We start from the raw sequence: 20,881 nt of genomic DNA, 5'->3' as shown, positions 1-20,881 counted from the left end.
AGCTTTTATCGCCCGCCGAGGCTTTGGGTGACACACTCAGTTTATTTCTTGGATTCTTGCGCACTGGCTTCCCCTTTATCGTTTGCCGGATCCGTGTCGAAGACCAGATCTAACGCTTTATTTTCGTCGACTTCCGCCTTGCGGCGGCGTTTTACATCGCCCGGATTGGCGCCGCGCGCCCGGATCCAGTCACCTTCCGTTGCCGCCCCGCCGCGCAAAAGTACGCGCCACGAATTGGCCTCTTTCATTGGGTCAATCCACGGCATGACCGGTCCGCTGTACACGGCGTTAAACAGCGTCGCCGTGTCCACGTCGGGGGGCACGTTGATCACCCCCGCGGTGATGGCCATCTGCAACCAGCTGCGGTACATCGGACGGGTCACGGCGGCGATAAACGCATCCTGAAGAATGCCGTACCCTTCAAAGGACTCGACCAGCTCCTGACGCTGGGAGCTGTAGGTGCCGTTATAGTTGCGGGATATGCTGGAAAAGCTGCTGCGGCTGCCGGCGGCCACCGCCCTGAGCTGACCGTTGCGGAAAGTCTCAAGGTTAGGATTGGGCCGGTCTGATTTAATCATCCCAATCTCTTCACCCGGCGCCAGTTCATCGAAAAGCATGCCGGGTTCGATGTTGAGCTCACGGGGACCTTTGTCATTACCTTCGTCGCTGTATGTCTGGCCGTCGCCTTTTTTCACGTACATGCCCAGCGCGGCGGCAATGCGGGCGGCGGTCAGTTCTGAATCCTCGTACTCTTTCAGCGCACTCAGACGGATAAGGATGCCGGAGAGCAGGCTGTTGCCGCGGACCTGATGAAGACGGCGCATGAATTTCAGGTGCATCATGCCGTCTGCGGCGATTTCTTTGGTGTTGCCCAGCGCCACGCCGGAGGTCACCAGATTCTTATACACGACGTACTTTGTCGGGCATCCCCAGCTGTTGAGATAAATGCCCTGGCAAATTCCCCTGCCGGTATCGCTCATCTCAAGCGGGATGTAATCCGGCTCCAGCGCCTCGACCCAGAAGGGGATGTTGGCCGTAGGCGTCAGTCCGGGTGCAGCACCCCGAACCATTTGCCCGAAAACCTCGCCGTCGCGCAGCCAGGTTCGCGCCATCAGACGCTCAAGGACCGGGCGGGTAAACTGCCCGGTAACGTCGGGAGAAATAGACCACTCCGCCCACGCAGCACGTATTTGTTTGGACAGGTCATCGGCCACCAGCCCCGTTTTCAGGATAGGCTGGGGATCAACAACGATGCCCCGCGCGCCGACGATGCGCTCTTCCAGCTTGTCCAGCAGGCCGATCACCAGGTCGTGATTATTGTCCAGCCAGCGCGCCTGCTCGCGGATCGAACGTCCGGCGAACTGGGTAAGCTGGTTGGCATTGCGGTTTTCGCGCTTCGCCCGGTGCGTGCGCGTCGGTAATGCCGCCTCGTAGGCGTTTACCGCCACGCGTGAACGCAGGCGGGATGCCTTCCAGCCGGGTGAAAACAGGCCAATTGCGTCATCAATCAGGCTCATCGCGGGAACCTCGCCAGCCGGTACTGCGGTCGCCCGCGCTGTGACGCCAGCAGCGTGCTGAGACGTCGCTCCCAGACGTTTCGCCCCTTCTGGATTTCGCTCAGGTTCTCCATCGTCATGGACTGCCCGTTGAACGTGATGGATTTCCCCTGCAGAACGGCGCGCTCGGCGGTCATATACTGCTGGATCATGTCTTCAATATCGGCCTGATTCATACCCAGCCTCCTGATGTCGATGGCGCCCAGGCAGAAGGTTTATCCTCTGTCCGCGCGCGGGTTGTTTTCGGTTTTGGGTGATTACTGCGGGCTGGCGGTTCTGACTGCGTGCCGGGTGTTGGTTGCGCAATGGGCTGCGCCCACGAAGGCGGTTTTACCCAGTCTATTCGCTCATACCCGCGCAAAATCACCAGTGCATGGGCATAGACCATCAGGTCGAACGCCTCGTTTGTATATGCTTTTAACTTAATGATATGATTGAAATATTTAACAAAGGAATTGCGTCTATTTTTTTTGAGCAATACACATAGCAATACACAGAAAAAATCAATTACGTTAAGTGAGTTAATCATGAATGATAACGATTATAAAAAAATAGTTAACAGTATTTTTAAAAGTCTCAATAATATTATTGATGCTAACGATCCAACTAGATATAAATCTACCTTTAATGACGAAGCTAGGTTGTACTTTAAAACTTGTCAACGTGCAAAGAATGTATTGACGACAATAACGAAGTATAACCCAATTCGACATTCAGATGATTTTACTGCTATAGAAATAACCAGATTTAGCAGAAACTTAGAAAGAATAGATGAAGTGACTGACTTAATTTCTAATGATATGGGTTCGCTGGAGGAATTAGACGCGCTAGATAAAATCATTGATCGCATTCTAAATATCTATAGAACATCCATTACGTACTTAAATCAGTCGGAAGTGGATAATAAAATAAAAGATTTACAAACTGACTTTGAAACACAGATAGCTAATCTTTTAGATATGCGGAGTAGTATTGATGCAGGCATTTCTAAAGTTAACAACCTTAATAAAGAGTTATCACTTACACATAAAAACATACTAGCCATTGCAGATGAGATGAAGAGTGACGCTCAACTGTCAACAGATAAAACCAATCACATCAGCTCTCTTTTATCGCGAAGTGAATCTGCATATGCAAACATAGATAATATAAAAGAAACTCTTTCGGCAGCATCACTTTCTTTAAAGGTCCTTCAAGATAAAAATGCTATTTTAAATGAAGACTTCGATACTTTCATATATTCTGCAAAAACTAAGGTAGATGAGTTGCTTGATAAAGAGGAAAGAATAAGTTCCTTAGAAGGAGAGATTACTAAAAACATTGAGCAATCCGAGGGCCTAATAGGAAGGGCTACTACTGCAATGACATTGACAGGAACATTCAGATTATCAAGGTCTTTCAAGGTTTCGTACTTAATAGCGAAAAAATCGCGGGATAGATGGGCTTTAGCTTCATCTATTTCAGCGGCAATAAGCCTAGTGTTTGTTGCATTCATGCTTTACGAAATGTATAGTTTTAACTACTCTATTCTTGAAAACTCCTCCACGCCTGCATTAATAATGTTTGCCGCTCGTTTTACAATGATACCCATCGTGCTAGGATTTTTTGCCTTTTGTGCAATGCAATATGTCAAACAAAATAACATTTGTGAAGACTATGCGCACAAGAAACTCCTTTCTGAAACCTTAGTCTCTTTCAAAGATGAATTATCAAGACCTAACAATGAAGATACTTTATCATTCATGGGTAAAATATTGGAGGTTGTGTTGAGATCGCCGCTTAACTTATCTGATAAGAAAAGTCACACTAAGGAAATTAATCATATAAACTCCTTGGTTACACAAACAAATGAATTAGGAAAAAGCATTCTTGATAAGGTGAACCCGGCAGGTAAATAAGATATTAAGGAGTAATGATTCATTACTCCTTAACATCAACTTCTAACTTATCTATAAATTCAGCTTCAAAAACCTTACGAGCCATCTCATCACGCAAATCATCAATGATTGATTGAACTCGTACTATAATAGCTGGTGAAAGTGCACAATCCCGCTCCAATATGTCAGGAAGGGTTTCCAGAACCTGCACAACAGCTTTTGCCATAACCGCAAACTCTCGCGCAACTTCATCAGCTTGAATTAGTTCTCCGTTTGCATGCTCAAACTTAATTCTTTCATTCTCAGATTGGTACCATGCTTTACGCTCCTGTGGAGACATTTCACCGTTTTCTTTCATCGATGGTGTTAGAAGCTCTTGTAGCGCCAGGCCCAACTCGTACAATTTCAGATTTCCACTGTTCCCCCCCACAAGTTCCAACTCACGTAACCGGCGGGCAACTAGGTTACGATTCATACCCACAAGCTCCGCGAGCTGTGAAACGTTAACCTGCGTCCTACTCAAATCCATTTAACACCTCTGCTGCATGGTCACTTTTGCAACAAAAGCAACCTGAATATAGAAAAATCAATCAGTTAATTAAGTGCTGCTGCACGCATGAAATATAGAAAACTAGTCGTTTTCCGCGAGTCCGCCGCCCCGTGGTAGGCACTCCCGCCGGGAGTACCTTTCACTTTGAATCATTCCATTTGCAACTAAATCACGCTTGACCGGTCGATTTCACCAGCCCGCGATAATCCAGCGCGGCAACGCCTGCATCGATGCGCACCTTCCATGCAACGCCATCAACCGTGAAGCCCTGCTGCTCTTCGAGGTAAGGCGTATCCATGCCATCCAGATAAGCCACCTCGATGGTGTCGCTGCCCTTGGCTGATGCTACATACCATTGCTGCGCGTTCTTCTTATCCAGTCGTGGCTCAACAATGACCTGCCCCATATTCTGCACTGTGTTGGCTACCCCGGCGTTCTGATTGAATACCGGATTGGTATCGCTGCCCACGGTCTGTGTGCCGATCTGGAACGGTGAGGATGTTGATTGCACAGTCCGCATGGCTGCACCTTCCAGCGCGGCAGGGACAATGATGTAAGCCGGGGTCACGTTCAGCGGGTTGCCGTCTGCATCTTCCTGCAGGCGCATAGCCTTACGTGCCTCTGTCAGGCCGTCCATGTCCATGCCCTTAGCAATCAGGTTGTGGTGGTCAGCGTGGAACAGCGCCTTACTGTCGGTGTATTTAGGGTTATCGGTCAGCACTGCATAGACCAGGTTGCCGACTGTGCGTGACGCGGCGCGGCCCATCAACTGCGGGATGGTCGTCAGCTGTGACAAATCATCATTGATAATGGCCTGGCGCGTGATGGAGAAGATATTGCCGTAGGTGGCCAGAGCGATTGGCACACCGTGGTCGCTGGTGGTCACATACTTGTACTCGGCACCCTCCGGCACCTTGTCCAGCGACGTGAACCCGTTCAGACCAACGCGCTTAGACTCATGAAAGTTGGAGAGTGAACCAGTCTTCGTCCAGCTCTGGAAGGTTTCGCCACTGTCCTGCCAGCCCATCAAGACAGACTTCTCTGCACCACCGGCAAGGATGGAAGAAAAGTCGCTGGTGGTATGGGTGAACGCAAGGTTCACAATCTGCATGCGGTTGCCGAACCCCGCAACGCTGATCCCCCGGTCGGTCAGAGAGGCTTTCGCCATATCAAAGAGCGACATCATGGTGTAAGGGTTGCCGCGCTCTGCCTGGTCATGTCCGAGCCGTGCATAAAGCCCCTGACGGATGCCGTCGCCGGTGATGTTGCCGTTGCCTGCGTAGATGTGCGCATTGCTGCCGGTTTTATTGGACGGGGTGGCATCTTTGCCCATCAGCGCCAGTAACTTGTCTTTGGCCTGATCAACGGTGCAGGAGGCGTCTTCGACACAGGTTGATTGCAATTCCTGATGGCGGCCGCCGAACATGGCAAACAGGTCCTTAATGCCGTTGATACGTTGTTGCTCTGGTGCTGCCTGCAGGGTAACTGAACCCTGTGGCCCGGTGATCATGTTCTTCAGTGCATTTGGCATAGCTTCAAATTCCTCAATTCTTTTTGATTCCAGACGAGCCATGACGTTTACCGCAGGCTCCAGTTCATCGGCAAACCCCTGCTCGACACATTCACGGCCATTGAGCCAGGTCTCCCCCTCGAGCATCTGCGCCAACTCGTCGGCAGATTTGCCCGTTTTATTGGCATAGGCAGGAATAAGCACGGCCTCAACCTTATCCAGCAGGTCGGCGTAGTCGCGCATCTCTTTAGCATTCCCGCCAGAAATGCCCCAGGGCTTGTGAATCATGAGCATGGCATTTTCAGGCATCACTACTTTGTCGCCGGCCATCGCGATAACCGAAGCCATGGACGCAGCCAGGCCATCAATATGCACGGTCAGATTGGCGGGGTGTTTTTTCAGAAGGTTGTAAATAGCGATCCCGTCGAACACGTCACCGCCCGGGGAATGAATAAACAGGCTGATTTGCTTTACCTGTCCCAGCGCGGCCAGCTCGTCGGAGAACTGACGGGCGGTAATGCCCCACATGCCGATTTCGTCGTAAATCTTGATTTCAGCAGCGCCAGCCGCTTTAGCCTTGATGGAGAACCAGCTTTTCATAGCCATGCCCCCAGCGAAGCGTTGTACCAGTAATGCACGCTGTTGCGGACAATTTGCCCTTTGGTCGGTACCGGCATTTCAGGGCGGTTTTTACGGCACCATTCCTGATAAGCCTCAATCTTGTTCATCGTGTCAGCGTCGATATGCACGGCCTGACCTTTCTTTTTCGTCGGCATTCTTACCCCTGATATTTATCCAGTGTTGGTGCAAGAATCATACGATCAATTATTTTTATCGTAAAGAGCAATTTTTCTAATCATAATTCTACAGGCACAAAAAAACCGGGTTTCCCCGGCCAGATGTGATGGCATGTTAATTCTGCTTTTCTTCATGGTCTTTTATCCGAGATAACCAGTAACTCAACGTTGATGAGCTATCGAAGATATGAAAGTTCATGTGAGCACTCGGCTTTGATCCCCGTCTGATTTTATCAATCGAACTGAGATAAACATCATTTATGGCTTGTGCAATAAAACAGCGCTCAAACTCTGATAACTCTCCGCGTGAATGCTGATGTTGGATTTTCTTTCGTTCCTCTTGAACGTGGTCTTTCAACTCAGTAACCAAATCGGTGATAGCAGGATCCGGATGAAAGCGGGGATATTGTTCTACAAGCGCAGCCTCAATCACTTCCAATTTTTCCTTAATTTGCATAAGTCTTTGCATCAAAATTTCCTCAATAAATCAGATAAAAAATAAATTATGCTTTTAAGTGTCCACCTCTCCACCCAGGACATATTCTTCATTTAAATCATAGTATTAATGGGTGGTTAGTATATTTTCAAGTCTCCTCAAGTCACCACCCCAACTCACCACCTTCTTGGTTAATGAGTGGAGAGGTGGAGAGTAGGTGGAGAGTTAAAACTAAAGTATCCACCCATTAACCATATGTTTTTAAACACATAATTTAATGAGTGGAGATGGGTGGAGACTTATTTAATAAATTTTATTCTGTGCCCCCTGTTGCGGCAGGTAGCCACTCCTCGGCATCCTCAGCCAGCCGGATGTTTGAGCGCATATTTCCCTTGGTACTTTTCTTTCTGATGTATTCCTTCCCATACTCCGCCATAGCGCCAGCCATATCCGTACCGAACCGGGTAAGTGATACCGGCCTGTTAAGCCCGTTACTCTGCATATAGGCGAGATAGGCGTGATACAGATACTTGCGCGGGCTGAACGGAATGATGCTGGCATTACCGATAAACATACCGTCGCACTGTACAGACGCCATCAGATAACCGCAGAAGTCCACCAGCGAATCGCCTTCACGCTTTATGGCTAATGCCTCTTCTGATTTCTGCTGCTCGAACAAAAGGCGCTTAGCCTCTGACTGATCCGCAAATCGAGTCAGCAAATGGCGGATTATCACCGGTAATTCAGCCTCTATCTTTTCGGACAGCATCGGATCACGCTCATTCTCAGGCACAACCTGCGAGAAATTGAATATCACCCGCCGCCGCGATATACCGCCGCTCCGGTCGCTGAATGACATAGCGTTATTGTTGACGGCAAGAATCACAGCCGGGATCCGGGTCGAATACGGGGCTTTGTGTTTCGGGTCTATGGCTACCTTGTCACCACCGGTTATGGCTTTAATCCCTGCCCCGTCACCGGCATAGCGGGTCATATCAGGCATGATAATCAGCGAGAACCCGACAATCAGCGCCCTTTCTCGCGGCTCTTCCAGCGCCTTCATGCTGGCTGATACAGTGTTGCCCTTACCGGCCAGCATAGTACAAATCTCGGCCATGACGCTTTTGCCGCTGCCACCTGCGCCCGTCACCTCAAGGAATAGCTGCCAGTCATAACGGTTTGCCATCACCATATAAAGCGCCGCCAGCACTCTATCGGCTTTTCGCTCGTTGCCCGCCGTTGACCAGGTTAGCCACTTCCAGAACGCTGGCGCATGAGTGGCCAGGCTCTCACCTTCCTCGGCCTGAATGAACTCTACATCACTGGCGATCAGCAGCCAGTCAGCCTGGCTATGTTTCCTAAATACGCCTTCCCGGGTATCAAAAACCCCATTACTGAAACCAATCAGATTACGGGCGGTTGGTTCCATGAGCGGTAGGCTCAGCTTCATGGTGTCTACGGCGTTCTTCATGCTGGGCATTGAGTACGGAACCCGTGATTCCATAAAGATAGCGGCCATTTCCCGCGCCAGCGCTTTATCAGGAACCGGATCCCAGATAACGCCGTTGTAGTGATGTACGGTATCCGAGTCACCATTCAGCGCCAGCCGTCCATCATAATGCGCCAGCAAAACTTCCCCGCGCTGGCTTGGCCCCATTTGACTAAGCGTTGGCGTCCCACCATCCACAGCGACAATTGGCTCTGGCTTTTTGTCCGATTTCTTGACAGCTGGCGCAGGGAATAGGCGGTTGATACGCGCGCTGTCACAAAGCAGCGCCTTAACGTCATTTTCCCCAAGATACTCAGCCACCAGTTCGGCGCGAGCTTTCTTCTGCTTTTCGCTATTTGTTAAGATCAGACCACTTTCACAAAGCGATTCATAAGTCGCACCGGCACCTGGAACAAGGCTCTTTAACTTCTGAGCCAATGCGCCAAAGGTGGTGGCTTTGTCACGGTGGCGGGCGGCGGCGGCGCTGGCCTCTTTCTTATCGATTGGGTGGCCGTTGATCCACCGGTAAACGCAGGAGAACAACGCATCTGACATAGTTTCCGGCTCTAAAACAGACATGCTCATGCTTTTGCCCTCGCTGACATAGTGAATTTACCGATCAGCGGGTGATACCAGTATTTACTACGGCACTGACGTTTTGCCCCTTTGATGATGATCAGCGCAGCCTCGCGGAATTTGGCTTCATGTACTACATAGCTGGCGCCATGACGGACAATCAGCACGCCGCTGTTACGCGCCAGCTCTTCGGCCTTCTTGGTGGATATTCCCATCTCGGCGGCCATCGTGGTAAGTGGTGCCATGCCTTCTGGACAGGCGTCTTTACGAGACATTGCAGCAAGCGCCAGCTCAAGGGCGGCAACACGTTTTTCCAGCTCGTTAAATTTGATTGGGCTGATCATTTGGTTGCCCCCCGGCGTTTTAATTCGTAATCGGCGTTCTCACGGTTCTGTTCAAGTGCCTGCAGTAAACGGGGCAAATGACGTAAGGCGCTGCTGATCCTCCTCATATCGCTACGGCATTCTTCCTCTGAATATTCTTCGCTTTCTATGGCATCCATTGAAAGTGTTCCCAAAGCGGTAAGTGCCGAAACGATTCCCGTAGATGCATCACCACAGCTATTCCTATAATCAGTGAGTGCGTCTTGAGTGAGGGTTTTGAGTAAGCCAGAGTCCGCCACAACAACGGCATGGTAAATATCACGCATGATGCACCCCACTGGCTTTTTTCAGATCACGGATGCGTAAAAGTACCTTGTCCACCAACCGGAATGCCATGTCATATTCGGTATCGTTACCCGCGTCCATATACAAAGATGCCGCTAAAAGCGTCTCTATCAGTTGGAACTCATCTTCTATATCGATATCCGACCAATTCAAGTTAGGCATGAGATACCCCCTGAACCGGCAGGCGGCCAGCGAATACCATCACGCAGCGAGCCGGTGATTGTTCACGGGCTTCACGTTCGGTAGTGGCATTGATGTGGATGATGGAGCACTTACTGGCATCGAGCGCCAGAAAACGCCATGTGAATTTAGGGTGAGTTTGGGTAGACTGCATATCAGCCATAACTGTTACCTCAATTAACGGTTCGGTGAGAGGCCCGGTTAGTGTTGACGCACACCCGGGCTTCGTTGCTTTACAGATGTCTTACATATGATGTACATTGATTAACACAATACAAACTACGCTAAGTGTCAGACACATGTCAAACATTAAAATGCCGAGAGGTAATAAGCAAATTGCTTTTCGTGTAGAGCCATCTTTAGAAGAGGCTATGCAGAAGGCCATGAAGGAAGATGGGGATGAAACAGTCTCTGCATGGTTAAAAAGAATAATCCGTAAAGAATTGCAACAGCGCGGTAAAGATTTTATTTAGTAATAGAGTCTAAGAATATGTTGCTACGTTTTATTTCCACGGGGGAGTCTATGTTAAAAAAAATATTCATAATCATTTGCATACTGCTGCTAGGATATCTGGCAATACCAGCTGTAACAACCTTAGCTGGCGTCATTTCTGGAAAGACATAAATGTGTAAGATTAGGTTTTGCAAGACACTATAAATGTCGCAGTTGTTCAATGCTGACACATAAAAATTAATGAAACAGAAGGCTTTTATTTCTGTTTGTAATTATTTTAACCACTATGAAATAAAGTAGAATCCAGTCGTAACAGAATACTTATCTAAAACCAGACTATTTAGGATGTGCACCATTGACGCACATCCTAACAACTTGTAAAGATTCCCTAGAAGTTTAGCTACATGAATTCAGCTATTTATTATGGAACCTAGGTGTTGGCCTTTTATAGTTGCTAATTTCTGAAAGGTATTTTGGATTTTTCCAATGCCACAAAAGGATATCCTTTAACATCAAGAAAATATCGCAGACTCTTTTTAACTGACTCAAAGTCTTCACTAGGTCCAATTACAATCTTAGTAATTGGTAACTTGCCTAATGAACTTAAACCGATATCTAAATATGGAATGACTAGCTTTCCATTTTGTCGAAAATTTACAGCCTCTGCACCTCGAAGATTACGTATTAATACTCTGAACTCCTCCTCTTCCTCAAACCCCCTATGTTTGAAAAAAGGCGCCACTCTACCAATCATATATTTTATATATGAGAACTCATTCTGCGAGCTTTCATCATCTAAAGACTTAACATACTCAGGATAATTATTCCATAACTCACTGATTTTATTTTTAAACTCAAATGTTTGTTGTTCATCGGAATATATGACTGTATCCGTGTGCACTAAGTAATTATCAAGACGAATAGAGCTTTCATCTTCAAAACTCCCTGTTGGCTTTGCTCTGTCTTTGATTATATTTATTAATTTAATCTCATCGAAAACTATAGAAATCCCCTGTTGGCCCCCGCCATATCCCCGCCATTGGCTCAAAAGATCAGCATTCCTACAGAAACATATTGCGAAAAGCTCATAAATATCATATGTCTCAATTTCTCTTACAGCTTCTATATAGTCTTCACGCCAGTCGAAGTTATAGGTTTCCGGATCTAGAAACTCCAAACATTTACACGCACAGTCTAAACCATGTTTTAATTCACTTCTGTCATTTAAAAACAACAGGTTAGTTGCCCATAAACCTCCAGAACTTATGATTCCCATCATCCCTGAAAGATTCGTATAATGGCATAATGACTTTTCCTTCATATTATTTAATCCTATAAATTAGTCTAATTCAATTCTCTAATAGAATGTTAATTACTAACATCTTTGATCCAAGCTTGAATCTCTGACAGACGCCATCCCATAGCAGTTACACCGATCTTAATTCTTTTAGGAAACTTCCCTTCTTTCTCCAGCTCCCAGCGGGTAGTGTTGGACAACCCACTAAGCATACGACATTCTTTCTCTCGGATCATGCGGTCGATACCAGCCATTGTTAAGAGCTCTTCTGTGCTCACTTCTTTGATCATACTTGTGTTCATGTTAAACCGCCTTTCTTGTCATTACAGTTACGTTCTCATGGACACCAGCTAAAAAATTTAAGTAAGTGATCCACATATTTAATGCATCCAGCTTTTTATCGAGATACTGGCTGCGGTTATAAATCCCCATGACGCCGGGCATGGTGTGGCCGAGAAGCTGCTCTACGACGTAAAAATCGACGCCCATGTCGTTGAGACGAGTAGCTAACGTTCTTCTGAAATCGTGAAGGGTCCAGTGACTGTGACCTAATCGCTGACATGTCTCCTGTGCGTGAGCGCTTGCACTTGTCTGATAAACCTTCTTCCCAAGGATATAACCTTTATCCTTGTTCACAATGTGGAGGTTGGTTATCCAGTCCCTTAACTCAGCAGGCACAGGTCTTACTATTTCTATTTTGTTTTTACTTTTCCCTTTTGGCACCTTCCATAGCCAATTTTCTAAATCCCAATCATCCCAAGTTGATTCCCTTACTTCCCTTTGTCGGCAACCGAACACCAGGCATAAAAGCATGAGACTTTTCATATAGACGGAAGCAAAAGGCCACTGGTCTTTTATGGTGAAGTGAGTCCATACATCCTTAAGTTCATCGGGTGTAAGGACTCTGTCACGCTTTTGCGGCGGGCTCCCCATATCAACCTTTCGCAAGCTTTCTAAGGCTGTTGAGTTTGCATACTGTCTCATCCTGCAAAAACGCAATGCTTGTTTGCAGTCAGCAAATGTGTGGCCAGAAACGACCGGAGATTTTTTCTTAATCCTGTCAAAACAGGATATCCACTCAGGAGTTAAACAATCGCTTAAGGGTATATGCCCAATGAAAGGGAAAATATGTTTTTCAAATCGCCAGAGATGGCCGCATTCCGGCACCCTATGCTCTTTAGCGTAGTTTTCTACCCAGTACATCAAGGCATCTTTGACTGTCACAGGCTTGAGGGTCTGCTCAATTGCAATAAGATTTTGCACTCGAGGATCTCGACCGTCAGCAAGCCAACGTCTGCACTGATCGCGCTTATCTCTCGCCATCGCCAATGACATATCCGGATAACGTCCTAACGTCATCCAGACTGGGGAGGACTCACGGCCACCAATCCGATAGAAAAAAACAAAACTTATGGCGCCGTTTTTACTCACTCTCACTGATAATCCGTTTCCGTCGGCAAACATACTTTGCTGCTCTCTTGCCTTACCCAAAAGTGACCTGAGTTTCTTGTCACTTAATTTATCTTTTGAAGCCATTTCACACCTCAACTGCAATACACATTGCAATACACAGTCACTGAAATCGGGAGAAGATTAACGAATACCACCGAACACCACATCTAAACTATCTCTTTAAAAACAGTGTGATGAATGACATATACGTAGATCATCTAATCCCGCCGAATGTGGGTATTATGAAATCGAACGCCTCGTTGGCCCCCTTGCCCGGCTTAGTCCATTTGCCGTCAGCGCCCCGTTCTTCGTAGGTCAGTTCGTCATAGAACCACTCCCCCAGCCAGTCAGGAAAGTGGACGTAGTTAGCCCCCGGCGTATCGCGCTGAAGGGCGTTACTGATCCGGTCTTTGAGCATGTTGGTCTGCAGAAGGTAAAGCGGCACGTCACCGCGGGCCTCCGCCCGGCGGTTTGGGCGGTCGGTATTGTCCGGCAGTGACTTGGTGATCAGCTTGCTGCGGGTGGTGCTGTCGCCTTTGAAGAGATAAACGCGCTTGTGCACGCCATCGCGGCGGCATTGGCGCCAGAACTCATAGGCATTGCCGGTGACACCGTCTTCACCGCCGGAGTCGACGGCCATCGCCAGCACGGGCAGAGAAACATCAGGATTGCTGTTGAGTGGCCACTGCTTATCCAGCACGTCCGTGCGCAGCAAATCCCAGTCTTCCAGATAGCCAGCCGGGTCAATCGGCAGGCTTTCGCCGTGCGGCCCCGTGCGCATCGACTGTTTAATGTTGTATCGGTCAACGACCAAGCGCTCACCGTGGGCGCCATAGCCGATCACCTGCACAACGAACCGCCGGTTGCGTCCGCCCTGTACGTCAACGGTCGCCACCAGAAAACGCACCCCGTAAGGCACGGTGCGCTTGGTCACGGTCGAGGCGCGCGCCATCAGGGTTTCGGATTTGCGCTGCTCAACGCTGGACTGGGGGATATAAGGCAGACCCCAGTCAGTATTGATCACCGCTTTAAGGGTTTCTTCACTGCCGTTCGCCTCGTAGTCCTGCTGAGCGGAAAGCAACTTGTAGACCAGCTGCGAAAGCGTTTGGTACGCCGCGGCGGGTCCCTCCATCCAGAATGACGCAATGCGCGATCGTCTGGCCGTTCCCGTGACAGTGCCATGACGGTCAATCTGTTCACCGTCGCGAAGCCAGACACCTTTCTGATTAAGTGCGCGCTTCTGCCCTGCTGTAATTTTTCCCCGGCAATGCGGACACTCTATGAATGCCGCCTCGCTGGCGACCACAGGGTCGGCAATATTCTGATAACCCTGCACCACGTCTTTCGCAGGCTGGAAGTGTTCGCCGCAGTGCGGACAAGCCCAGTACCAGCGTCGGCGATCGCCACGGTTATATAAAGAAAGAATGCCGGTGGTCGGCGGCGCCTCATGCAGTGAACTGCGGCGCCATTTGGTATCACGAATATCGCGACCCGGTGAGCTCTCCACCAGCGTCATGCCCGAAGACATAAATGTCGTCGTACGTTTTGAGGCCAGCGTAAAAGCGTCTCCCTCACCGTCAATATCTTCGGGGAATCGGTCATAGTCTGTCAGTGCAACGCACTTATAATCGGACGAGGACATAATATTAATAGAGGGCCAGCCGATTTTGAGGTAGTTCCCTGCCCGGAATGTCCGGTCGTATACGTTGTTATCATTACGGCGCGGGCTCAGGCGTTTAGCCACTTCAGGGCTGCTGCGAAAGGTCCGGTCAAGGCGCTTTTTGCTGTGCTCACGCGCCTTCTCTTCCGTCATCTGGATAAGCAACATATCCGAAGGGTCACAGACAACGTTGTAAACAATCCAGCCGTCGATCAGACCGATGGTTTTACCTGTTCGGGACGGACCGACGAAGATCACGGCGTCGTACTCGCGGGATGCCAGGCAGTTCATGGGGTCGACAACATACGGTGCCAGATTCGGATCCCAGGGAACGGAGTTTCCCGCCCCCATCGGCACGCGCATATATTGTCTGACCGCATCGGCAACCAGCATGCGCCGCGGTGCGCGAAGAATGCCTGGTACATCTCTCCGGATGCCACGCGCTGAAGCCCGCTTTGCCATCAGTCCTCCTCAGACGTGTCCTCCTCCGGTTCTGCATCAGTGACCTTCTGCGCAATCTGGTCACGCAGATCATCAATAATATTTTGTATACGCATCACGGCGGACGGCGGTAACGCGCAATCTCGCTCGAGTACGTCCGGCAACGTTTCCAGCACCTGAACCACGGCTTTCGCCATCACTGAAAACTCTCTTGCCACATCTTCTGCAGGGATGAGCTGCCCCATGCTTTGTTCAAAGGTCAGACGCTCATTCTCGGCTTTCCAGTGCGCCAGCCGGTCGGACGGAGTCATTTCTGCCACATCTCCAGAAACCGTCGGGATCATCAATTCGGTTAATACATCGGTGACGGAAAATAATTTCAGTTTCGCGTTACTGCCCGGTGCAGGGTCGACGTTTTTCAGGCGCGCCGCGACCGTCTGCCGATGCACACCGGTGATCCCTGCAAGTTGGTTGATGTTCAGTTTGAGCGAGGCGATTTCTTGGTCCATGATGGTGAACACTTTTTAAACGATTCGACATCTTTGCAATTTCGCTTACTGCAAAATCAATAACCTGCGCAGATGATGATGATGACCCTAGATCGCGAAAACTAGCCGTTTTCCGCGAGTCCGCCGCCCCGTGGAGAGGCCCCCTGCTGGGAGTACCTTTTAATGCTAATGATTAAGAATGCAACTATATCGTAATGGGCCATTTAATCCGGAATTATGAGTAGTTGAGTTTAATACTCATTATTGCTTGCTGTTAGATCATCCTGAATTTGTTAAGACTTTTCCGCGGAAAATAAAAAACCGCCCGGAGGCGGCTTAGATTCATGCTATTTTCGGCTGAGTAGGACCTTTAGCCTTACAATTTCAGTTTCAAGTTCAACTATTGCGTCTAATGCGACATCGACTAAGGAACTGACAGGCTTACCTTTATATAGATCTGATGAGCATAGTTTACCATGGGAAGCATTCAGTAAAATTGTATGTGCGTCGTTATCTGGCATGAGTTGATTCCCTCAGGAGTCCAAGCATTTAGTTACATGCTAATCACTAACACTACATAGGATTGGTAAGTGATATGCAATGTGCAAGGCACTTACATATCCAACGTTGTGATACCCCGTCAATTTATTCTGCAATGCTTCTGCATTTCTGTTGTGTAGCTCTTCAGATACTCAATCACTTCGTTGTCTTTGATGATACTGGCTCGGAGATCAAGAACAACCCGTCCACCAGCGCCAGAGAGTTCGACTTGTGCTGCATCGCCCAGGCCGCCGGTTCCGGTAGTGCTGTTCCCGACGAGCTCGCAGGTGGCAAGGTTTGCTGCTGCGATCCGCACCCGGCGAGTGCCAGCAGCGACATCAGCGCGCAGCCTGTCATTCTTGGCCTGTTCATCGGCTAATTCCTTCGTGTGTTTGGCATCCAGCGCCGCCAGTGCGGTTTGTGCCACTTCGGCGCGTTTCTTCTGGTTGGTCAGGTCAATCACTGCCTGATCACTGATTTTCTTCAGCTCTGCAGTGTGGGTCGCTTTCAGCTTTGAGACGTCGGCGTCCCAGCGTAACCCTTCGACCCACCAGGCAAGAGCGGCGCCAGCCACGAAGGCCAGCACAATCGATAAATTGTTATTCATCCAGTCCCCAGCACGTCAGTTCGCTTTCCTGATCACGCCTGATGACCTGACCAGCGCAATTGTTCGCCCGAATTCGGCAATCTTTCCCACCGTCCCAGATCCAGCGTTTTATCTCTGTGCAAGCACCAAGGCGGTCACCGGCGTTAATTTTTCGGTAGAACGTAGAAGGGAAGCATTTGCCCGGCCCGATGTTCCACGGGCAAAACGAGGCGATCCCTACCTTCTGGGGAGGAGTAAGCGGAACGTGAATGTTTTTATCAACCCACGCCAGCGCTTTGGCCTGCTCGGCTTTGTCGATAGCATCGCACTGTGATCGCGTTAGCTTCATGCCTTTAAGTACAGGCTTGCCATTCACATACGTCACACCGCCGCAGATTGTCCAGACGCCACCCTGATCAGGGTAGGCAATGAGGCTTGTGCCTTCCTTCTCGTCCTGAAACTGATCCATCAAAGCCGGGGCCGAAGCGCCAGCAGCAATCAGCGCCAGCATTGCTGCACTGAGTTTTGTCTTAAGCTTTGCCACATCAGACCTCGTTAGTTTTCTGTGCGAGGTCATTCACCAGTTGAACAGTTGCTGATGGGTTTTTGGCATCAACCTTATCGGCGATTTCTTGGAGTATCCGGGTGCGCTTCATCTGTTCGCGACGATTCAGGAAATACGTCAAAGCAGTAAAGAGCGCCCCGATCAGCACGCCAGCGATAAAGCCCCAATCCTGAAGGGATAAGCTTGCAAAGAAGGCCGTAATTCCAGCACCACCATATGTAGCGTTACTGTATTTTTCGTCCATTTTCATAGTCTCCCCCTCCGGTTTGCCGGTTGGGTGCGTAGTCGAGGGTAATTTAGCGGCGCAGTCCTTTTGCGAAAGGATGAGTGGTTAGCTGATTGACTGGCCGCCAAAACGAGAAAAGGCTGCCAATTTGGCAGCCTTACGTAAGTCATTTATATTGACGTTAATAATCAATATATGGATATCAAATGAAGAAAATTATCTTTGTGGCACTAATGATAGCCAGCTTCTCATGCGCGGCTGCCTATGAAAATTGCAGAGTGGCTAACGGATCTGTAATGAGCTGTGCCGGCTGGGCTCAGTCAGGCTCTGAACCAGTGCTACAAGCTGATGGCTCTTATCACGAATGCACTATAAGTAATGGGCAAGTAACCAGTTGCAGAGGATGGTATCAGGGATCAGCCGCCATTATGCGAGAGAGTAGCTACCGCAGTTGTTCGATATCAAACGGACAAGTAATGAGTTGCGGTTCCTGGTATCAGGGTGATGCAATCATCGGACGTTGAAACGAACAAACCTTATCGCTGTTGGTGTCCTCACAACGGAATTGAGGGCATAAAAAAGCCACGCAAAAGCGCAGCCCTAAATTTTTTGCCACTTTTTGCAGTGGCCGCGCTCATGCCCTTGAGTCTGTGTCGCTCCTCGCCGCTAATAACCGGTGCTCGCTTGGCGTTCGAGATGCTCTACCGGTATGCCTTTTTCGTTATTAACCCTCACCAGCGCATATTGCAGTTCGGATCTGCATCTGGCTCCCACTATGGGGACTCGGAGTAGCGTCACTACTGCTGCGTTGGCTGATGCCTGCGGTCTATCCATTTACTGGTGTATTTCTAACCTTCAGAAAGCAAAAAACGCATTTCTTCGAGGTTTTGTATTGATTTTCAATATTTAATGTCTTACGGCTATTTCCTCCATTTTTTCACTAATATGTTCGTCAGGCGTCTCTGAGGTGTCAATAATGTTGAAATGGGGCACGGCACCATGTGCAAGCTTTAGGTCTATGGGGTGTACGCCTTCCGCATACCCACCAAAAGATGCCAACATAAATAGCCAAACGAACCAAACCCTTCTCTTCACAGCGCCTCCAATGATTTAAATACCAAGAGAAATCTATATTAGAGGGCATAACGTAATGAAGTGTCTCCTTTATCTAAAGTTGATGATGAGTTTGTTTCGGCAGGCTTGCATTCTTGGTGAATATAACCATATGAGGCATTAGAGCAGATTTTTCCGGCAACGCTCGTGCGAATGTGCTTTCCAGACACTCCGGGTTATCCCATCTTCGCAGACTGAAAAGCATTGTTTGGTTGTTGCAGTGCCGGGTGCCTCCCGGTGAACCGTTGGTAAGCTAACCGTGGTCCGCTGTCTTCACTACGAGGGCTCAGCTTATTAGCCCTACCGCTTAGGTAGGATTCACCGCAACGACATAAACTTATCATATGTGCCGATAAGACTAAAACAGCGTTGAATTCTTAGACTGTACTAATAGTCTCTGGTTGATACCGGCTCGGGTATTAATAAACTCCTTATCGCTTTTGCTGTCCTCACAACCGAATTGATGGCAATAAAAAATCCCGTATGCAGACAGTCTTCCGAAAGTTCTATAATACTATGAAGTTACTGAACTCATGAGCTGCGACCACTCTTCTATCTGAGGACGATAAATGAATTTAGCCTCATCGGGTTCGAAAAGGCTTGGACCTTTAACTATGCATGCTATGCAGGGAAACTGCTCAGGCATCTGAGCTAATAGCTCCCGCTCAAGTAAGTTGGGATCAAATAACGGACTCAACCCTTCATCTAAACGCAGAAAATCATGTGTCATCCACAATTTGTATTCAAGTTCGTTTTTTAACAGTTTCATAGCCCCTCCTTTTTTCTAAAAAGGATAGCAATGATTTTGCCAAAGGGTAATGAATTGACACATTTTTGACAGGACACCTGCGGCAGCCGTTGAGCCTTGACTTTTCTAGTCGAAGATCCCGAATAGCCTGGCCCACTCTTCAACCTGAGAACGGTAGACAAATTGCAAATCTTCAGGCTCTAAAGGGCTTGGACCTTTTACTACGAAAACAATGCATGGAAATTGATCGGGCATCTGATGCAAAAGTTCTCTTTCTAACTCATCGGGCTCGAAAACGGATGGGTATTTCTCATCAAGATGAAAGTAATCTTTCTCCATCCATTGTCTATATTCAAACTCAGTATTTAGTAGCTTCATACAAATCACCCCACGCTAATGTCTATGTACAGGATAGCAGGCATCAGGCTACTGAACGATGATTTAGATCCGTACTCTCGCAGTGTAAGATTGAGTAACGGGCATTGGTTAACCCCTTATCACTGTTATTGTCCTCCGCGAATAGTGGGCATAAAAAAGCCCCAGACAATGCCGGGGCTGTAATGTGTTATGAGGTATTCGACTGTTCAGGGAATACTTCTCCCAACGTCTGGTTATACCGTTCCTCTTCGAGTTCCACGCCCAGCGTGAAACGTCCCAGGTTGATGGCCTCTTTTATCGTGGAACCTGATCCCATGAAAAAATCAGCCACGACATCACCCGGTCGGCTGCTGGCGTTGATGATGTCTCTCATCATCTCCGCTGGCTTTTCGCATGGGTGTTTTCCAGGATAATAAGGAACTGACTTATACGTCCATACGTCTGTAAACGGTACGAGACTCGTCACTGTGAAAGGTCGTCGCAATTGCTTTAGCTCATCCACCAGATCCGTATAACGTCGGGATAATGAATGATATTCAACTACCAACTGATGGTGAGGAAGTTCCAGCTCTTGCCGCGCATGCTTTTCGCGGGCTACGCGATCAAATAAGCCTTGAAGCGCCAGATAGTCTTTCTCACTGGGTAATTGCCACTGGCTCTCGCTGAACCAATGCGAAGCCATTTGCTTACCAGTTGCCTGATGAATTTCTTTAGCACTGATCCCCAACGCTTTGCGGGCATCACTAAAATAATCAACCAGAGGCTTGAGCGTATTTTTGCGTTGTTCCTTGCACTGCGCGGAATAACTTGATGCCTTACCTCTATAAGGCCCGCTGTAATGCTCAGCGAAGAGGATCCGCTCAGTGGCTGGGAAATACGACCTCAAGTCTTCTTTGTGCTGCCTGTTCCACGGCCCAGAAGGTTTGGCCCAGATGATGTGGTTCAGAATCTTGAACCGCTCACGCATCAGTAACTCAGTGTCAGCAGCCAAACGCGAACCGCAAAATACGTACAGGCTGCCAGATGGTTTTAGTACGCGCCAGAACTCCGCAAATATCTCGTCAAGCCATGTCAGATAAGCTGACTCGTCAGGCCATTGATTGTCCCATTTACATGATTTAACCCTGAAGTACGGAGGATCCGTGGCTATCAGGTCAATGCAGTTATCAGGTAAGGTTTTGATGTATTGGAGTGAGTCAGCACAAATAATATTTATACTGTTTAAATTAACAGTGTTTTTCATAGATCAGAGACGCCCTTTTTGATAGGCTCCATTTGCTGTGTGCACATCAGC

At 48.6% G+C, this 20,881-nt stretch carries 23 protein-coding genes and 2 pseudogenes; 2 read left to right on the top strand and 23 right to left on the bottom strand.

All coding sequences use genetic code 11. The features are described from left to right. Positions 1–41: 41 nt before the first annotated feature. The 3 genes and pseudogenes from ACO0U8_RS14220 to ACO0U8_RS14210 all read right to left on the bottom strand — a co-directional run. Positions 42–1,517, bottom strand: a complete 1,476-nt coding sequence (locus ACO0U8_RS14220) for a phage portal protein (RefSeq protein ID WP_217203777.1) — start codon at positions 1,515–1,517, stop codon at positions 42–44. Continuing rightward, positions 1,514–1,732: a hypothetical protein gene (locus ACO0U8_RS14215; protein WP_112166080.1), complete on the bottom strand. Its 219-nt coding sequence runs from the start codon at positions 1,730–1,732 to the stop codon at positions 1,514–1,516. The genes ACO0U8_RS14220 and ACO0U8_RS14215 overlap by 4 nt, the downstream gene beginning before the upstream one ends. After that, positions 1,729–1,962: pseudogene (locus ACO0U8_RS14210) on the bottom strand (phage terminase large subunit family protein); the annotation flags it as partial. The gene ACO0U8_RS14215 and the pseudogene ACO0U8_RS14210, both read right to left, overlap by 4 nt. 121 nt (positions 1,963–2,083) lie before the next feature. Here ACO0U8_RS14210 and ACO0U8_RS14205 point away from each other — a divergent pair. After that, positions 2,084–3,454: a hypothetical protein gene (locus tag ACO0U8_RS14205; RefSeq protein ID WP_421671042.1), complete on the top strand. Its 1,371-nt coding sequence runs from the start codon at positions 2,084–2,086 to the stop codon at positions 3,452–3,454. 22 nt (positions 3,455–3,476) lie between these two features. Here ACO0U8_RS14205 and ACO0U8_RS14200 read toward each other — a convergent pair whose 3' ends face one another. The 9 genes from ACO0U8_RS14200 to ACO0U8_RS14160 form a co-directional block, all read right to left on the bottom strand. Beyond that, positions 3,477–3,962: a DUF1441 family protein gene (locus tag ACO0U8_RS14200; protein WP_421671041.1), complete on the bottom strand. Its 486-nt coding sequence runs from the start codon at positions 3,960–3,962 to the stop codon at positions 3,477–3,479. Between the two features lie 190 nt (positions 3,963–4,152). Beyond that, positions 4,153–6,093 (bottom strand): ClpP-like prohead protease/major capsid protein fusion protein, encoded by a 1,941-nt coding sequence (locus tag ACO0U8_RS14195; protein WP_421671040.1) that lies wholly within the window; start codon positions 6,091–6,093, stop codon positions 4,153–4,155. After that, positions 6,090–6,269 carry a hypothetical protein gene (locus tag ACO0U8_RS14190; protein WP_039303129.1) on the bottom strand — a complete coding sequence of 60 codons (180 nt, stop codon included), beginning with the start codon at positions 6,267–6,269 and terminating at the stop codon, positions 6,090–6,092. Before ACO0U8_RS14190 ends, ACO0U8_RS14195 begins: the two co-directional genes overlap by 4 nt. 136 nt (positions 6,270–6,405) lie before the next feature. Beyond that, positions 6,406–6,759, bottom strand: coding sequence for a hypothetical protein (locus tag ACO0U8_RS14185; RefSeq protein WP_421671039.1), 354 nt, complete (start codon positions 6,757–6,759; stop codon positions 6,406–6,408). A gap of 280 nt (positions 6,760–7,039) precedes the next feature. Further along, complete coding sequence (locus ACO0U8_RS14180) at positions 7,040–8,800, bottom strand: DNA primase family protein (protein WP_421671038.1); 1,761 nt, start codon at positions 8,798–8,800, stop codon at positions 7,040–7,042. Beyond that, positions 8,797–9,135: a hypothetical protein gene (locus ACO0U8_RS14175; RefSeq protein ID WP_421671037.1), complete on the bottom strand. Its 339-nt coding sequence runs from the start codon at positions 9,133–9,135 to the stop codon at positions 8,797–8,799. Before ACO0U8_RS14175 ends, ACO0U8_RS14180 begins: the two co-directional genes overlap by 4 nt. Beyond that, on the bottom strand, positions 9,132–9,440 hold the full coding sequence (locus tag ACO0U8_RS14170; protein ID WP_421671036.1) for a hypothetical protein: 309 nt from the start codon (positions 9,438–9,440) through the stop codon (positions 9,132–9,134). The genes ACO0U8_RS14175 and ACO0U8_RS14170 overlap by 4 nt, the downstream gene beginning before the upstream one ends. After that, the gene (locus ACO0U8_RS14165; protein ID WP_421671035.1) at positions 9,433–9,621 is read right to left on the bottom strand and encodes a hypothetical protein; all 189 of its coding nucleotides are present in this window, start codon (positions 9,619–9,621) and stop codon (positions 9,433–9,435) included. Before ACO0U8_RS14165 ends, ACO0U8_RS14170 begins: the two co-directional genes overlap by 8 nt. Beyond that, positions 9,614–9,802, bottom strand: coding sequence for a host cell division inhibitor Icd-like protein (locus tag ACO0U8_RS14160; protein WP_421671034.1), 189 nt, complete (start codon positions 9,800–9,802; stop codon positions 9,614–9,616). The genes ACO0U8_RS14165 and ACO0U8_RS14160 overlap by 8 nt, the downstream gene beginning before the upstream one ends. A gap of 136 nt (positions 9,803–9,938) precedes the next feature. Between ACO0U8_RS14160 and ACO0U8_RS14155 the strand changes: the two genes are divergently transcribed. Beyond that, positions 9,939–10,112 (top strand): hypothetical protein, encoded by a 174-nt coding sequence (locus ACO0U8_RS14155; protein ID WP_421671033.1) that lies wholly within the window; start codon positions 9,939–9,941, stop codon positions 10,110–10,112. A gap of 435 nt (positions 10,113–10,547) precedes the next feature. Here the strand turns inward: ACO0U8_RS14155 and ACO0U8_RS14150 are convergent, their stop codons facing one another. The 11 genes and pseudogenes from ACO0U8_RS14150 to ACO0U8_RS14100 all read right to left on the bottom strand — a co-directional run bounded on the left by ACO0U8_RS14150 (position 10,548) and on the right by ACO0U8_RS14100 (position 20,830). Then, positions 10,548–11,414 carry a DUF2971 domain-containing protein gene (locus tag ACO0U8_RS14150; protein WP_421671032.1) on the bottom strand — a complete coding sequence of 289 codons (867 nt, stop codon included), beginning with the start codon at positions 11,412–11,414 and terminating at the stop codon, positions 10,548–10,550. A 47-nt stretch (positions 11,415–11,461) separates the two neighbouring features. After that, positions 11,462–11,692: a helix-turn-helix transcriptional regulator gene (locus ACO0U8_RS14145; RefSeq protein WP_421671031.1), complete on the bottom strand. Its 231-nt coding sequence runs from the start codon at positions 11,690–11,692 to the stop codon at positions 11,462–11,464. A 1-nt stretch (position 11,693) separates the two neighbouring features. Then, on the bottom strand, positions 11,694–12,926 hold the full coding sequence (locus tag ACO0U8_RS14140; protein WP_421671030.1) for a tyrosine-type recombinase/integrase: 1,233 nt from the start codon (positions 12,924–12,926) through the stop codon (positions 11,694–11,696). A 154-nt stretch (positions 12,927–13,080) separates the two neighbouring features. Continuing rightward, positions 13,081–14,964: pseudogene (locus tag ACO0U8_RS14135) on the bottom strand (phage terminase large subunit family protein); the annotation flags it as partial. Then, positions 14,964–15,452, bottom strand: a complete 489-nt coding sequence (locus tag ACO0U8_RS14130; RefSeq protein ID WP_112166076.1) for a DUF1441 family protein — start codon at positions 15,450–15,452, stop codon at positions 14,964–14,966. The gene ACO0U8_RS14130 and the pseudogene ACO0U8_RS14135, both read right to left, overlap by 1 nt. 619 nt (positions 15,453–16,071) lie before the next feature. Then, positions 16,072–16,578, bottom strand: a complete 507-nt coding sequence (locus ACO0U8_RS14125; RefSeq protein ID WP_421671029.1) for a lysis protein — start codon at positions 16,576–16,578, stop codon at positions 16,072–16,074. Then, a complete protein-coding gene (locus ACO0U8_RS14120) occupies positions 16,571–17,101 on the bottom strand; it encodes a lysozyme (RefSeq protein ID WP_421671028.1) in 531 nt (176 codons plus the stop codon). Before ACO0U8_RS14120 ends, ACO0U8_RS14125 begins: the two co-directional genes overlap by 8 nt. A gap of 1 nt (position 17,102) precedes the next feature. After that, entirely contained in the window at positions 17,103–17,372 is a 270-nt protein-coding gene (locus ACO0U8_RS14115; RefSeq protein ID WP_112166068.1) for an HP1 family phage holin, read from the bottom strand. 1,603 nt (positions 17,373–18,975) lie between these two features. Beyond that, complete coding sequence (locus tag ACO0U8_RS14110; RefSeq protein WP_183850893.1) at positions 18,976–19,230, bottom strand: hypothetical protein; 255 nt, start codon at positions 19,228–19,230, stop codon at positions 18,976–18,978. Positions 19,231–19,335: 105 nt separating this feature from the next. Then, positions 19,336–19,587: a hypothetical protein gene (locus tag ACO0U8_RS14105; RefSeq protein WP_421671027.1), complete on the bottom strand. Its 252-nt coding sequence runs from the start codon at positions 19,585–19,587 to the stop codon at positions 19,336–19,338. 187 nt (positions 19,588–19,774) lie between these two features. After that, positions 19,775–20,830 (bottom strand): DNA-methyltransferase, encoded by a 1,056-nt coding sequence (locus tag ACO0U8_RS14100; RefSeq protein WP_421671026.1) that lies wholly within the window; start codon positions 20,828–20,830, stop codon positions 19,775–19,777. Positions 20,831–20,881: the final 51 nt, after the last annotated feature.

Source organism: Rahnella sp. EDr1-12 (assembly GCF_049206505.1).
Taxonomy (GTDB): domain Bacteria; phylum Pseudomonadota; class Gammaproteobacteria; order Enterobacterales; family Enterobacteriaceae; genus Rahnella; species Rahnella rivi.
The sequence above is the reverse complement of the archived record's forward strand: the minus strand, read 5'-3'. Positions and strand labels throughout refer to the sequence as shown.

Excerpts from the sequence above, each read along its gene's own strand:
- ACO0U8_RS14110 (WP_183850893.1), bottom strand. The coding sequence starts at position 19,230 with ATGAAACTGTTAAAAAACGAACTTGAATACAAATTGTGGATGACACAT.
- ACO0U8_RS14130 (WP_112166076.1), bottom strand. The coding sequence starts at position 15,452 with ATGGACCAAGAAATCGCCTCGCTCAAACTGAACATCAACCAACTTGCA.
- ACO0U8_RS14205 (WP_421671042.1), top strand. The coding sequence starts at position 2,084 with ATGAATGATAACGATTATAAAAAAATAGTTAACAGTATTTTTAAAAGT.
- ACO0U8_RS14150 (WP_421671032.1), bottom strand. The coding sequence starts at position 11,414 with ATGAAGGAAAAGTCATTATGCCATTATACGAATCTTTCAGGGATGATG.
- ACO0U8_RS14190 (WP_039303129.1), bottom strand. The coding sequence starts at position 6,269 with ATGCCGACGAAAAAGAAAGGTCAGGCCGTGCATATCGACGCTGACACG.
- ACO0U8_RS14105 (WP_421671027.1), bottom strand. The coding sequence starts at position 19,587 with ATGAAGCTACTAAATACTGAGTTTGAATATAGACAATGGATGGAGAAA.
- ACO0U8_RS14140 (WP_421671030.1), bottom strand. The coding sequence starts at position 12,926 with ATGGCTTCAAAAGATAAATTAAGTGACAAGAAACTCAGGTCACTTTTG.
- ACO0U8_RS14165 (WP_421671035.1), bottom strand. The coding sequence starts at position 9,621 with ATGCCTAACTTGAATTGGTCGGATATCGATATAGAAGATGAGTTCCAA.
- ACO0U8_RS14160 (WP_421671034.1), bottom strand. The coding sequence starts at position 9,802 with ATGGCTGATATGCAGTCTACCCAAACTCACCCTAAATTCACATGGCGT.
- ACO0U8_RS14220 (WP_217203777.1), bottom strand. The coding sequence starts at position 1,517 with ATGAGCCTGATTGATGACGCAATTGGCCTGTTTTCACCCGGCTGGAAG.
- ACO0U8_RS14100 (WP_421671026.1), bottom strand. The coding sequence starts at position 20,830 with ATGAAAAACACTGTTAATTTAAACAGTATAAATATTATTTGTGCTGAC.
- ACO0U8_RS14155 (WP_421671033.1), top strand. The coding sequence starts at position 9,939 with ATGTCAAACATTAAAATGCCGAGAGGTAATAAGCAAATTGCTTTTCGT.
- ACO0U8_RS14195 (WP_421671040.1), bottom strand. The coding sequence starts at position 6,093 with ATGAAAAGCTGGTTCTCCATCAAGGCTAAAGCGGCTGGCGCTGCTGAA.
- ACO0U8_RS14145 (WP_421671031.1), bottom strand. The coding sequence starts at position 11,692 with ATGAACACAAGTATGATCAAAGAAGTGAGCACAGAAGAGCTCTTAACA.
- ACO0U8_RS14215 (WP_112166080.1), bottom strand. The coding sequence starts at position 1,732 with ATGAATCAGGCCGATATTGAAGACATGATCCAGCAGTATATGACCGCC.
- ACO0U8_RS14115 (WP_112166068.1), bottom strand. The coding sequence starts at position 17,372 with ATGAAAATGGACGAAAAATACAGTAACGCTACATATGGTGGTGCTGGA.
- ACO0U8_RS14125 (WP_421671029.1), bottom strand. The coding sequence starts at position 16,578 with ATGAATAACAATTTATCGATTGTGCTGGCCTTCGTGGCTGGCGCCGCT.
- ACO0U8_RS14200 (WP_421671041.1), bottom strand. The coding sequence starts at position 3,962 with ATGGATTTGAGTAGGACGCAGGTTAACGTTTCACAGCTCGCGGAGCTT.
- ACO0U8_RS14180 (WP_421671038.1), bottom strand. The coding sequence starts at position 8,800 with ATGAGCATGTCTGTTTTAGAGCCGGAAACTATGTCAGATGCGTTGTTC.
- ACO0U8_RS14185 (WP_421671039.1), bottom strand. The coding sequence starts at position 6,759 with ATGCAAAGACTTATGCAAATTAAGGAAAAATTGGAAGTGATTGAGGCT.
- ACO0U8_RS14170 (WP_421671036.1), bottom strand. The coding sequence starts at position 9,440 with ATGCGTGATATTTACCATGCCGTTGTTGTGGCGGACTCTGGCTTACTC.
- ACO0U8_RS14175 (WP_421671037.1), bottom strand. The coding sequence starts at position 9,135 with ATGATCAGCCCAATCAAATTTAACGAGCTGGAAAAACGTGTTGCCGCC.